This window comes from Armatimonas sp. (assembly GCF_964826245.1).
Genome location: NZ_CBAYMC010000125.1, coordinates 1 through 12,763, shown reverse-complemented (window position 1 = coordinate 12,763; position 12,763 = coordinate 1). Strand labels below are relative to the sequence as shown.

The following is a 12,763-nucleotide window of genomic DNA, read 5'->3' as shown; positions in this document are numbered from 1 at the left end:
CCCGCATCGCCGCCTAGAACCTGGACTCGTGTTGGGGTGTCGCTGTCGTTGACCAGCTCCGCCACAAACCAGAGGTTCTGCCCCGTATTATTAAGATGATGGTAGAGCAGACGGGCCGTCCCCATGCTAAGCCGCGTCACAAAGAGAGTCTGCGGCTCCTTGATGCGCTCTGGGTTGTTGGAGAAAAGCAGGGCATTGGTCTCCGCCTTGGGAAGACTGCGGGAAATCACGGGTACTTTTAGTGTCTGGCGCAAAGGAAGCATGTCCGGACCACTTGCCGTAATCGCAATTGGGACGGTCAGCGACTTGCCCTGAGCGGGCGGTGGCACGGCCGTGGGCTCTGTTTCAATCGTGAAGCTGGCTCCCTTGAGCGGCTGCACCGAGGCACGCGCACTGGCAAGCACAAGCCGCGAGACTTTCTCTCCCTCCACTCCAGAGCCGGTGAGCATCACCGGCTGTGGCGCGAGGAGCATGGCGGCATAGGGCTGCACTGCCACCGTGAGCTTGTCACTGGCTCCTTCACGCGAGACCACCACGATATCACGTCCAATAGACTTCCCTAAGAGCGTGATCGTGCTGGTCGCAAGGTCTACGGTTACCTCGACAGGGCTCCCCGGCCCGCTCTGGCGCTGGATGGTCACGGGGCCACGAGCCGCTCCCGAGAACTTCAGGGTGCGCTTCTCCATCCAGGGAACCACTTGGCCGGTATCACTAAGCGAGATTCCGGGGATCGCCAGAGCACGCCTCAGCGACGATGCCCAGCTCTCCGCGAGGCTAGAGGGCTTGCCTAGGCTCGAAGCTTTTGCTTCCGTCGCCGTCGCCGTTGCTAGTACTTTCCCTTTGGCAATCAGGCGCGCCTCTGTCTCAACGGTGTAGGAAACTTGGACGGTTTGTTTTGTCTTAACCGGCACAGAGACTTTGACTTTGCGGCGTTTTTTTCTGATACGGCGCGTCACTGTCTTCTCGATCATCTTCGTGATAGTTCGGGTCTCGGTGCGGTAGCGGGTTTCTGTCTCCACATCCACACGCACCTCGCGCGGCTCAAGCCCCGCCTCCGACACTGTCAGCTCACGTAGCCGCTCCGCACTGAGCTGTGCGCGCTCCGCAGGGGCAATCCCCCCGACAGCGCTCCGTGTTCGTAGCACCAGCACATCATTGACGCGTAGCTCCATGCCCTGAACTTGAACACGAGGCGACCAGGCAGGCTGGGCATGGGCAGTAAGAGGAAGTGCGCCAAAACAGGCGGCAAGAGTAAGTGCAAGACGTTTCATAAGCAAAATTTTTAGTGGGGGCCAGTCCGGTGAAACTTGCGGTCCATCTCGTGGTGGGAGAGAGCCAGCAAAATCGGACGTCCATGAGGACACGTGAAGGGATTGCGCATCTGGGCCAGGTCTGCCAAGAGGCGCGTCATCTCGTCCATCGTGAGCGGGTCGCCCTTCTTGACTGCCATTTTACACGATGCCATGATAATTGCCGACTCATGGGGCACCAGCAAGCGTCGCGCCACGCTACTATAGGTTAACTCCTCGATGATTTCTTTGAGAATCTCAAGATACGCTTTATCCGCCACCCGCGACGGGACAGCCCGCACCACAAACGTGTCGCCGCCAAAGTGCTCCAGCACAAACCCCGATTTTTCCAGCGCCCCGAGTCGCTCCTGTACGACGCGGGCATCCGAGGCAGAGAGCTCCAGGGTCTGCGGAACCGCAAGGTGCTGCGTCACCACACCCCACGCGCTCTGGCTCTCGGTTGCGCCGTTCATCATCTGCTCGTAGAGCACGCGCTCATGGGCGATGTGCTGGTCGATCAGGAGCAGGGCATCGTCGGTCTCGGCCACAATATAGGTATTGCGCGACTGGCCCAAAACTCTCAACCGCCCGATTTTATAGCCATCGAAGCCGATGTAGGGCGTTGTTTCCCCTCCCCCGGCTCGTTCCTCGCTACCCTGAGCTTCTGAACCCACCCCGGCTTCGCTCGTTCCTCCCTCCGCCGACCCTCCCTCAACCAGGGAGGGTGGGTTTGGGCTCGCAGAGTCTAAGTTCACGTAGTTTGAGAGACTGGTGCGCAGTGGCGGCGCGAGGCGGTCGCTGCCGCGCTCACCCATACCGGGCATGGCGAGAGTCGTGGGCGTTGCGAGCTCGGGGAGCGAGGCTTGGACAGTGACCTCAGGAACTAGGCCGCCCGTGAGCAGAGCGTTCTCTACCGCACGGCTGATGGCAGCGTAGACTTCGCCGTCGCGGGTGAAGCGCACTTCTGTCTTGGCGGGATGGACAGTGACGTCTACAAGCTCCGGCGCAATCTCCACAAATAGCGCGACTACGGGGTGACGCTCGGTGGTCATCAGGCGCGAGAAGGCGGCATCGAAGGCGTGCTGCACCGTGCGGCTACGCACGTGGCGGCCATTGACAAAAAACGCCTGGGCGCTGCGGGTGGCTTTACTGACACTGGGCTTGCTCACTGAGCCTCGAATCGTTAAGCCGGGCGACTCGTAGAGAAGTGGCACCATCTCGCGGGCCACGTCGCGGCCATAGACAGCGGCGAGTGCCTGGCGTGGGTCGGAGGAGCCGGGATAGGAGATCAGCTCGTGACTGTCGTGGGTGAGCCGAAAGCCAATCGTGTGGTAGGCGAGAATGAGCCGGTGCAGAAAGTCGGTGGCATGATTCAGCTCGGTCTGGGTGGTCTTCAGGAACTTCAGGCGTGCGGGGACGCAGAAAAATAGGTTCTCCACCGTAATCTGCGTGCCATCGGGCGCGGCAGCATCGCGCACCTCGGCTAAGTCACCTGATCGCACGATCAGCTCCGTGCCTGTCTCGTCTTGTGGGCGCTTGGTTAAGATTCGAAAGTCCGACACCGACGCGATCGAGGGCAGGGCCTCACCGCGAAAGCCGAGGGTGTGGATGGAGAAAAGATCATCGGCGCTACGGATCTTGCTGGTGGCGTGGCGCTGGAGCGCGAGAATCGCATCGGTTCGGCTCATCCCCGCCCCATTGTCACGGATCACGATCTTCTGCTTACCGCCCTCGAAAAGCTCCACCTCGATGCGCGTAGCTCCTGCGTCGAGGCTATTTTCGACCAGCTCCTTGACCACCGACGAAGGCCGCTCAACCACCTCACCCGCCGCAATCTGGTTAGCTGTGTTGTCGTCGAGAAGTCGGACTATCGAGCCGTCTGAGTCATCGTTTTCGCTGGGCACAAGGCAAAGTATACCCCGTCAGATTACCTTCGCTTTTTTGCAAGCGACAATCGAGGCGGCTAAAATCCGGGCGACGCGCCAGCGCCAGCGGGGATCGAGGGCGTTTTTGTGGTCGGCAGCGTTGGTGAGGGTGGCGAGCTCAACTAAGGTTTTCTGGGGCACGGGGTTGAACTCTGGGTTGGTGACCCCGAGATCGTTGGGGCGTGGCTGCTTGTGGCGGTTGCCACAGAGCCCTGCTTCTCCAAAACGCCGCGTGATCTCTCGCACGAGCATCGGCGGGTGGTCCTCACGAATGTCCCACATCGTAAAGCCGCCGTGGTCGCTGGGGGAGCCTTTGGAGACATCAAAGTGGAGCGAGAGAAAGACCACGTGGGGCTTGCGGCGCTTCCAGAACCGCGCTCCGATCTCCGCACGGGCATGGAGAAACTCGGGGACATCGTTGCCCATGTCGAGGCGGCGGCCACTGGCGAGCACGGCATCACGCGGTGCCAGTAGCGGTGGCTCCGGGGCGCGAGAAAGCTCCTTCAAAGTCTTTTTTCCCTCTGGCTGAGAGAGCTTGGGAGGCTCGATGGGCTTTCGGCGCAGTGCCGCGCTTCGGACGGTAAAGTGCACCTCGGCCCCGAGCTTCTTAACCACTTCAGCAAGCGTCGCCGCCATGCGATAAGTTAGCATTGCCTCGGTAACTCCCCCCACACTGGCCCCTGGATCGGTGCCGCCATGACCAGGGTCGATAATCACGATCACGCCATGGAGGGGCGGGAGAGCTTTACTAACCTTCTTTTTGACGACGGGCTTCTTTTTGCTGGCAGGCCTACGCATTTGTGTGCAGTATAACGCCTGATGCTATTCTTATTTCAGGGTATAAAGCTTTAGGGGTAGTTGCCCAATACTTTCTAGAGTAACTTGAAATGGCCAAAGAACTTCCACGCAACGACATACCGATCTTCGTCCTCGCAATCTTAGAGAGCGGCCCGGCGCATGGCTACGCCATCGCCCGCGAGATCGACAAGCGCTGCGAAGGTGGTTTGGTTCTGCGCGATGGCGCGCTCTACCCTGCGCTGCGCGCTTTAGAAGACGACGGCCTGATTGTCGGTGAGTGGCAGCCCCGCTCGGAGAGCGGCGGCCCGCCCCGCAAAACCTACCGCCTCACCGACGAAGGCAAGCTCGAAGCCAGACGCCGCGCCACGCTCTGGCGCAGCTACGCCAAGAATGTCGAGCGCATCTTAGGAAACCTTGGAGGACACGATGCAGAACCAGCGATTTGACGAAGACCAGGCCGAGCTTGAGGCGCACTTCTCGTAGCGTATGCAAGCCTATCTTGAACTAGGCGAGACGCCCGACCAGGCGCTGGTCTCGGCTCGTGAAAAGTTTGGCGAGACAGAGATCGTATTGCGCGAGCTGCGCTGGCAGGGGCTACGTCGCTCGCCGATTCTGTGGGGACTGGTTTGCGCGGGAGGCTATCTTCTTCTGGTGGCTCTGGTCAAAGCGCCGTGGACATACTGGATACTCTTTGGCTACTACCTGCTCTATGTTTGGCAAACCACGACAAAAAAGCCGCGCACCAGCAGGTAAAATGCGGACATGATTCGCCTACGGGGACATGCCCGGAGCTTGCTCCGCATCCGCTTGGGAACTTCGGGGCATCTCTCAGGATGCCCCGTCTTGTTGGGCTTTGGCTCTCAGGCCGAAGCCTTCCGGCAAATACCCCAGAGTTTGCTCCGATCGGATGGTTATAAAATACGAATCCCGTTTTTTCGGAGCTCTGCCTTAGCATCTTGGCACCATTCTGCTGTTTGTTGATCGGCAGGAATAAGATTCAGGAAAGCTCTCAAGTGCTTTTCCGCTTTATCATATTTTTTTAGAATCAGAAACATATCAACTAAAGTTCCGTGTGGAGCTGCATAATTTTTATCTATTTCTATAGCCTTCAGAAGAAATTTCTCACCTTTTTTAGGGTCAAAGTGTTTCCTTCCCCAAAAACCATAAGCATCTCCAAGAAGGCGATATGATCGAGCATCTTTATCATCTATCTCAATAGATTTTTCCATCATAGATAAGCCACGAATCTGATTAATGCCTTCCCAAAATTCAAAAGAACCAAGGGTATTTAGCGCTATATTGTTTTTGGGATATTTACGAATACTAAAATTAAGATCATCATATATTAGATCATATAAATAGCTCTGTTGTTTTTGTAATTTAGAAAAATTGCTATTTTTAGCATCAGATAAAACATTGTTATTGCCACTAATCAGGGAAGATCTTAATGTAATCGCACTCATTGCTCTTAGTATTTTTTTATCTGAATCATTATCAACTTTAATCTTGTCTGATTTTTCATATAGATGAAAACATTCTGTTTTTAGTGAAGATATACTCATTCTTGACATGAATAAAAAATGTTCTTTACGACTAGAAATAGTATTAAACAATTCTGCATACGCACTTTTTCGGATTGGTATTCTTCGTGGATCCATTTTCACATTTCCTTTATTACGGAGGTAATAATTCTAGAATTATTACCTCTATCAATATTTGAACTCGAACGCTAGTGACCTCCAGGACTGCCAGAGCCACTATTGCCGTTACCCGGCGGTGGCGGCGGAACTCCACTGCCGCTAAGTGGAATAGGGGCATGCATTCTGATGCCTTCACCCGGAGGTCTTGGCATAAAAAATGAAAATTGCTCTACATTTTTATGTCCATTTGGTGACCAACGATTATTAGTCCCATAATGCTCTCTATAAGTATTGTAAATAACGCCATAAGTGTATGTTCGAGGAGGAAGTGTAATGCCAGGACACTGTTGCACAGAATTATGCTGGATTGAGTATGTATAACCAACTGATACGCCTATGGAATCTAATATCCACTTACAGACATCGAAATTAAAACCTAACTCAACAGTAATGCCATGACTATATGCATGCTCAATAGATGCCCCGTCAGCATCCAAGGGATCAGTATATGATATATTTTTTACTTCAGCTGATCCGCTCGCGTGAGCATTTCTTTCTGCATTATCATCCCAAAACTCTGTTACTTTTTCTAAGGTATCATGTACATGCATAATATATTTGGCAGTTGCACTTCCTTGATTAGGATCAGTCACCATATATGTCAATGCGTATGTACTTTCCCCTGTAGTCCCCTTCCATTCGCCATTATACATATTTTGATTACCGAAAGGCATAGACCATTTATTCCAATGCGAAGTTGCTCCACTATATGAGGGAGACCATGAAGCGGTAGTTAGCGGCCCCCAAGCAATATTTCCCCAATCTCCAGAAAACTCTTGCCAGTTGACAACGGAAGAAGTGTTATCAGGAAAATTACTATGCCCAGCAGTAGTATGGTAGAATGAATACGTTGTATGTCCATGAATAGCACCTGCATAATCCGTATCGCCTTCTGCCCCATCGCGACTCACAGATACTTTCACTATTGAAGCGCTATAACCTAGTCCAACACTATACCCACCACCATATTGGTGATTACTCGAAGTGCTCGCATTCAGACTTGGGGAAGAAATTTCGAAGCTGTCTGCTGGATTATCAATTGAGGTTAAGCGACTTCCTTCTGCCCACATCCCAAATGAGGCACCATTAACGACTGTCTGACCACCACTAACAGTGTTATTCGCAAATCCAGTGGAGGCAGTACAACCAATACCAAAACTACTTACGTTTCCTGCATCTCGAATTGTTATTTGTGATGGCGGATTATCATTAGGATCTGTCATTGGATAACCCGGCCCATAGATGACCCTACGCTTCCAAGTAAACGTAGCTGTTATAGGGCCGGATATAGATACTGACATGACTGGACCACCAGGCTGCGACCCTGTTGCAACATATCCTCCCCCTGGCATTGTTTGCGAAGTTGTAGTTCCTGTTGGACCTGTTGAAGTGATAGTCCCACGGGAGTAAACGACTTCCCACTCACCTGCAAAAGCCAAATTTGGTATTAGACTAAGGCCAACTACCAAGATAAACTTCGAAATATTATCGACGAACGCTTTTTCTACCCTAGATGTCATGCAAAAGCCTCTCAATGTCGGAGGGGCCTCTCAATGTCGGAGGGGCCTCTCAATATGCTCAGTTAGAGTATATTATGTTTTGAGTGACATGTCAATTTTCTTTTTGCATCATTGACTGATTGCCAGTCTGCTAGAATGGGCGGCTTTGCTGGGTAGAATACTTTATATGATTGATCTTTCAAACCAACATGTCTTTATCGCGGGTGGCTCGCGCGGGATTGGGCGGGCAGCCGCGATTATGGCGGCCAAGGCGGGTGCGGCGGTCTCGGTGAACTATCTGCGCAATTCGGCGGCGGCCCACGCGACCGTGGATGCGATTGTGGCGGCAGGCGGACGGGCAGCGGCGTTCCAGGCGGATGTCGCGCAAGAGGGCGCGGCAGAGAGAGCCATTGATGCTGCTGTGGCGACACTCGGGCCACTGACCGGCGTGGTGGTCTCTGCCGGAATCTTCGAGGGTGCAAGCTTGGAGGAGATGGATCTGGCGTTTTGGAACCGAACGATGGAGATCAACCTTGCGGGAACATTTCTGACCGTAAAAGCCGCCGTTCCCCATCTGCGCGAGCAAAATGGCGGAAGCATTGTGATCTACACCAGCACGGCGGGCCAGCGCGGCAGCGATATTTTTTCGGCCTACGCCACCAGCAAGGGCGCACAGATTCTCTTCATGCGCTCGATGGCAAAAGAGCTGGGAGTGGATCAAATTCGTGTCAACTGCATCGCGCCCGCCTGGACGGACACCGACATGGCCGCACCGTCGCTGGACGCGCTGGGCCGTGAGAGTGAGGGCAAGAAGTTCGTCCTGGGCCGGATCGGTCAGCCCGACGATATCGCCGGGCCTACGGTCTTTCTACTCTCCGACCTAGCGAAGTTTGTTACCGGCATGACCCTCACGGTAGATGGCGGCATGGACATGCGCGGCTAATAGAGACATGCGCGGCTAAGCGAGAACTTCTTTCACCACGTGCCCGTGCACATCGGTGAGGCGGCGATCAATGCCGTTCTGACGCCAGGTCAGCTTGGTGTGGTCAATGCCCAGCAGGTGTAGCACGGTCGCGTGGAAGTCGTAGGAGTAGGTCGTGTTCACAGCGGTCTTGAACGCCAGCTCATCGCTCTCACCATACGCGACGCCCGGCTTGACGCCTGCGCCCCAGAGCCAGCTCACGAAGGTTCCGCCGTTGTGGTCGCGGCCGTCGCCGCTCTGCGCGGTGGGGGTGCGGCCAAACTCCGTGGTCCAGATCACCAGCGTGTCCTTGTCAAGCCCGCGGGCCTTAAGGTCGCGCAGCAGCGCCGCGATCGGCTTGTCCACCTGCGCCGCCATCGGCACCAGCTCCTTCTTGATACTCCCGTGATTGTCCCAGTTGTTCACCGCGCCCTGTGGGCCACTCCACACCTGGACAAAGCGCACGCCCCGCTCCGCCAGCCGCGCGGCGAGTAGGCAGCGCTTGCCGAAGTCGTCGGTGGGCTGCGCCCCGATTCCATATGAGTCTTTCAGCGCCTGCGACTCGCGTGAGAGATCGAATGCCTCTGGTGCGCTCAGCTGCATCCGGGCCGCTAGCTCGTAGCTGGCGATGCGGGCATCCAAACGGGAGTCGCCGGGATGGGACGCCGCATGCGCTTTGTTCAGCTGGCTCAAGGCGTCCAGACCTGCCTTGTCGGAGGCGGGGTTGGCGAACTTGTAGCGGCTACCAGCGAAGAGGTCAGAGACTGCGCCTGGCCCCGTGCCGTTGATCATTGTCCCCTGGTGCACCACCGGCAGGAACCCGCTGCTGAAGTTCCCCCGCTGGTTGTACGGCAGGCCGCGCGCATCCGGGAGCACCACAAAAGTGGGCAAGTTGTCGCGCAGGTTCCCGATCGCGTACGAGATCCATGCCCCCATCGACGGAAATCCTGGCTGGATGAAGCCTGTGTTCATCATGTACGAGGCTGGCCCATGGACACTGGACTTACTGGCCATCGCCATGAAGAACGCCATTTCGTCCACGAGTTTTGCTTGCTCGGGGAACACCTCACTGACCCAGCGTCCCGACTGACCGTACTGCTTAAACGTGAATGGGCTCTTGAGACATAGACCCGGGGCACTGGCCAACCCCTCGGGCCGGATGTGATCCGGCAGCTTTTGGCCGTGGTACTTGATCAGCGCGGGCTTGTAGTCGAAGAGATCCATCGGGCTTGCGCCGCCGTTCATGAACAGCTGGATGATCCGCTTCACTTTAGGTGGATGGTGCTGCAGGTGCAGCGAGCCCTGCCCCGCTGGATCCGTCGGCGTCGCTTGGCTGTCCTTGGCCAGCAGGCTGGTCAGTGCGAGGCCTGCGAAGCCCCCACCGAGTCCAGTTAAGAACTCCCGCCGGTTGGTGGGGAAACCCCAGTGATCATCGTTCATCTATCGCACCTATCAGTCTATAAAAAGAAACGCATTCGCGTTCAGGATAACGCGGCAAGCCGCCTCAAGCCCATGGGAACTCGCCATGGTTTGTAGCACTTTCCGCTCTTTGTCGGTGAGGGCTCGGCCCCACGCCAGAGTCGCCGCCCGCTCGATCTGGCGCTCAGCAGTGCCACCCTCAGCCACGACACGCTTCGCCAAGGACTGGGCGCACGAGAGCACGAAGTTGTTGTTGTAGAGCGTCAGGGCCTGCAGGGCCGACACGCTCGTGCCCCGGGTGGGGGAGAGCAGGGTCAGGTCGGGGAAGTCCAGCGAGTCCATGAAGGGGTCAGGAATGGAGCGCCAGACCGTGCGGTAGACCGAGCGCCGGTTGGCGGCGGGGCTCTCCCAGTCGAACGCGGCGTAGTCTAGGGCGGGCGTCATCTGCGGCCCGGGGCCTTGCTTGAAATGATTCACGCCCGGTCCGCCCATGGTGAAGTCGAGCCGCCCGGCGGTCTGGAGCGTGGCGTCCCGGTACTGATCGGCATCTAAACGGAGGCGATTGGCTCGCCAGAGTAGCCGGTTGTCGGAGTCGTGTTTGGTTGCCTCGGGGCGGCTGGCTGAGCTCTGCTTGTAGGCTTGGCTTGTCACCAGTAGCCGGTGCAGCTTCTTGAACGACCCCTGTGCATCGTCCTTGAACCACGCCGCCAGATAGTCGAGCAGCTCGGGGTGGCTCGGTGCGCCACCCATGCGGCCGAAGTCGCCGGGCGTGTCGACAATGCCCTTGCCAAAGTGGTAGTGCCAGACACGGTTGACAATGCTGCGCCAGGTGAGAGGGTTGCGACGGTCCACGACCCACTCCGCGAGCGCGGCGCGGCGCTGGCTCTCTTGGGTCATGTCACGGCGCTTGAAGTAGAGCCCAAGCTCCGGGAGCACCGAGAGTGCTCCGGGCCCGACCAGCTGCTTGGGGCGGCTCATCTCGCCCCGCTCCAGCACATGGATTTCCCGGGGCTTGTCGATCTTGACGAAACCGACATCGGCCACATCAGCGGCTTTTGCGGCGACGTAGACACGCTTGAGCGGGGGGAGGGATGCGATCCCGTCAGCGGCCGTTTCCCGTAGCGCGAACGTGGCGAGCTCCACACGGGCGGCTTGGTCTTGTGCAGGTGCCTTCAGGAGCTCGGCCATTTTTGGGGGCACGGCGCAGAGAGTCGCACGGGGGGCGTCGGCGACACTCAAACGGAATCGTCCTAGCACGTGGGCAGCACCGTCGTTTTGCTCAAGAACCACCTCAAGCGTGTCATTATCGGCGAGTTCGAGGGGTTCCGCGAAGGCCAGCACGAGGTGGTGATCCTTGCCAACCTCAGACCCGATGCCCCAGGCGGAGCCGGAGTTGCCGTCGGCCGCTCCTACAGCATCCCCTTTGGGCTGGGCATAATCGGCGCTGGCCCGGACAATCTTTGCCTTCTCGCGCTTGCCGCCTGCACGAACGATCTCGACGGTGAGCTCGTGGAGCAGGTAGCCACCGTCATCGGCGCGGCCGGGACCGCCCTTAGGTAGGTCAGGCGATGCCAGCGCATCTACTCGCAGGGCACCGATGCGCCCGGCGCCAGGGTTAACGAGGAGTGTGTAGGTGTCCTTGGCCGGGCGAGGGCCACTCACCGCGACGCGGCCATCGTCGGTGAGGGCGAACGTCGCCCCACCCGTGCTCCTGGCCTTGGTCACGCGCAGCGGCTTCCAGCCGGCAAAGCCCTGCAGTGCCGACACGAAGGCATCCACCACCGGTTTGTGCTCGGTGGCCAGGATCCGTGTGGCATTCTTGCTGTCGGCGACTTCCTTCAGCTTGTTCCACTTGGCGCGCTGCTCCGCGATATCGGGCTTCTCGTCGTAGGTGACATCGCCCTTGATGACCCCTGCGAACACGGCCTGCAGCGACCAGTAGTCGGAGGTGGGGACGGGGTCGAACTTGTGGTCGTGGCATCGCGCGCAGTTGGCGGTGGTGCTGACAAAAGTGGACATCGCCTGATTGACCATATCGTCGCGGTCGAGGATCTGGAACGGGACGGGGGCGGTGTAGTAGGCGCTCAGGTCGAAGTTGCCGGCGCTCAGGTAGCCCAGGGCGGGGGTGAGGTCCGGGCGATCAGGGTAGAGGGCGTCGGCGGCCAGCTGCTCGCGCACGAAGCGGGCGTAGGGGACATCGCTGTTAAACGTCTGTATGACATAGTCGCGGAACGGCCAAGCGTTTTTACGGCCCATATCGTGCTCAGAGCCGTGGGAGTCGGCGTAGTGGATGGTATCGAGCCAGTGGCGGGCCCAGCGCTCGCCATAGCGCGGCGATGCCAGTAGCCGATCCACGACGCGCTCATAAGCCCCCGGCGCCTTGTCATTGATAAAGGCGGCGATCTCCGCCTCAGTGGGTGGGAGGCCTATGAGATCGAACGTGATGCGGCGGATCAGGGTACGCTTATCGGCCTCGGGCGAGAACCCCAGCTTTTTGGCCGCGAGGCGCGCCTCCAGAAAACGATCCACGGGGTGCGTTGCCTTGCCTGCGGGGAGTGCGGGCTTCTTGATCGGCAAGAGCGACCAGTGCGTGTCCCCGGTGGGCGTCGCGGCGCTCGCCTCGGGCCAGGAGGGGCCGGACTGAATCCAGCTACGCAGGGTTGCCACCTCGGTGGGCGTCAGCGGGGTCTTGCCGCTGGTCTTGGGCGGCATGATCAGATCGGTGTCGGTGGTGGAGACACGTTGGATGACCGCACTGGCATCGGGGTCGTGCGGCACGAGGCCGCGCGCCCCGCTGCTCCCGCCTGCCATGGCACTCTTGAGCTGGGTCAGCTTCAGCCCGCCTGCGGCTTGGATGTCGCCATGGCACGGCATACACTTGGCGCGCAGGAGGGGCTGGATCTCCTTGGCGAAGTCGGGGCCTTGGGCGGTGGGTGCCTTGATCTGACTGGACGACCGTGCGGGCAACAGAGCGGCACCAGCGACGGCGAGGGATGTCAGCGCGAGGAGAGCGCCACGGAGCGGACGTGTTTCAGTCATGATTGCTTCATTATGGCAGAAGCATGCCATTTCCTGCCGCAGACCCAAAGTCATTTCTCCGAAACCGCTTGCGGTTGAGGCGAACGCGAACATAGGGGGCAGGGAGTAGCAAGAGCGCATACCAGAGGACGAC

At 57.9% G+C, this 12,763-nt stretch carries 9 protein-coding genes and 1 pseudogene; 3 read left to right on the top strand and 7 right to left on the bottom strand.

The window, feature by feature from the left end; genetic code table 11:
* The 3 genes and pseudogenes from AC1XOS_RS13015 to AC1XOS_RS13005 all read right to left on the bottom strand — a co-directional run.
* Positions 1–1,271 (bottom strand): annotated as a pseudogene (locus tag AC1XOS_RS13015) (hypothetical protein); the annotation flags it as partial.
* 11 nt (positions 1,272–1,282) lie between these two features.
* Positions 1,283–3,193, bottom strand: coding sequence for a DNA mismatch repair endonuclease MutL (gene mutL, locus AC1XOS_RS13010; RefSeq protein ID WP_481962651.1), 1,911 nt, complete (start codon positions 3,191–3,193; stop codon positions 1,283–1,285).
* Between the two features lie 18 nt (positions 3,194–3,211).
* On the bottom strand, positions 3,212–4,012 hold the full coding sequence (locus tag AC1XOS_RS13005) for an N-acetylmuramoyl-L-alanine amidase (RefSeq protein WP_481962650.1): 801 nt from the start codon (positions 4,010–4,012) through the stop codon (positions 3,212–3,214).
* An 89-nt stretch (positions 4,013–4,101) separates the two neighbouring features.
* On the opposite strand from AC1XOS_RS13005, the gene AC1XOS_RS13000 reads away from it, so the two are divergent.
* Both AC1XOS_RS13000 and AC1XOS_RS12995 read left to right on the top strand, forming a co-directional pair.
* Positions 4,102–4,458: a PadR family transcriptional regulator gene (locus AC1XOS_RS13000; RefSeq protein ID WP_481962649.1), complete on the top strand. Its 357-nt coding sequence runs from the start codon at positions 4,102–4,104 to the stop codon at positions 4,456–4,458.
* Positions 4,459–4,498: 40 nt separating this feature from the next.
* Positions 4,499–4,765: a hypothetical protein gene (locus AC1XOS_RS12995; protein ID WP_481962648.1), complete on the top strand. Its 267-nt coding sequence runs from the start codon at positions 4,499–4,501 to the stop codon at positions 4,763–4,765.
* Positions 4,766–4,923: 158 nt separating this feature from the next.
* On the opposite strand, the gene AC1XOS_RS12990 is transcribed toward AC1XOS_RS12995, so the two are convergent.
* Both AC1XOS_RS12990 and AC1XOS_RS12985 read right to left on the bottom strand, forming a co-directional pair.
* Complete coding sequence (locus tag AC1XOS_RS12990) at positions 4,924–5,670, bottom strand: tetratricopeptide repeat protein (protein ID WP_481962647.1); 747 nt, start codon at positions 5,668–5,670, stop codon at positions 4,924–4,926.
* Between the two features lie 71 nt (positions 5,671–5,741).
* Complete coding sequence (locus AC1XOS_RS12985) at positions 5,742–7,151, bottom strand: hypothetical protein (RefSeq protein WP_481962646.1); 1,410 nt, start codon at positions 7,149–7,151, stop codon at positions 5,742–5,744.
* Positions 7,152–7,398: 247 nt separating this feature from the next.
* On the opposite strand from AC1XOS_RS12985, the gene AC1XOS_RS12980 reads away from it, so the two are divergent.
* The gene (locus AC1XOS_RS12980; RefSeq protein WP_481962645.1) at positions 7,399–8,154 is read left to right on the top strand and encodes an SDR family NAD(P)-dependent oxidoreductase; all 756 of its coding nucleotides are present in this window, start codon (positions 7,399–7,401) and stop codon (positions 8,152–8,154) included.
* A 15-nt stretch (positions 8,155–8,169) separates the two neighbouring features.
* Here the strand turns inward: AC1XOS_RS12980 and AC1XOS_RS12975 are convergent, their stop codons facing one another.
* Together AC1XOS_RS12975 and AC1XOS_RS12970 are read right to left on the bottom strand one after the other, a co-directional pair.
* On the bottom strand, positions 8,170–9,612 hold the full coding sequence (locus tag AC1XOS_RS12975; RefSeq protein ID WP_481962644.1) for a DUF1501 domain-containing protein: 1,443 nt from the start codon (positions 9,610–9,612) through the stop codon (positions 8,170–8,172).
* Between the two features lie 12 nt (positions 9,613–9,624).
* Positions 9,625–12,630, bottom strand: coding sequence for a PSD1 and planctomycete cytochrome C domain-containing protein (locus AC1XOS_RS12970; protein WP_481962643.1), 3,006 nt, complete (start codon positions 12,628–12,630; stop codon positions 9,625–9,627).
* Positions 12,631–12,763: the final 133 nt, after the last annotated feature.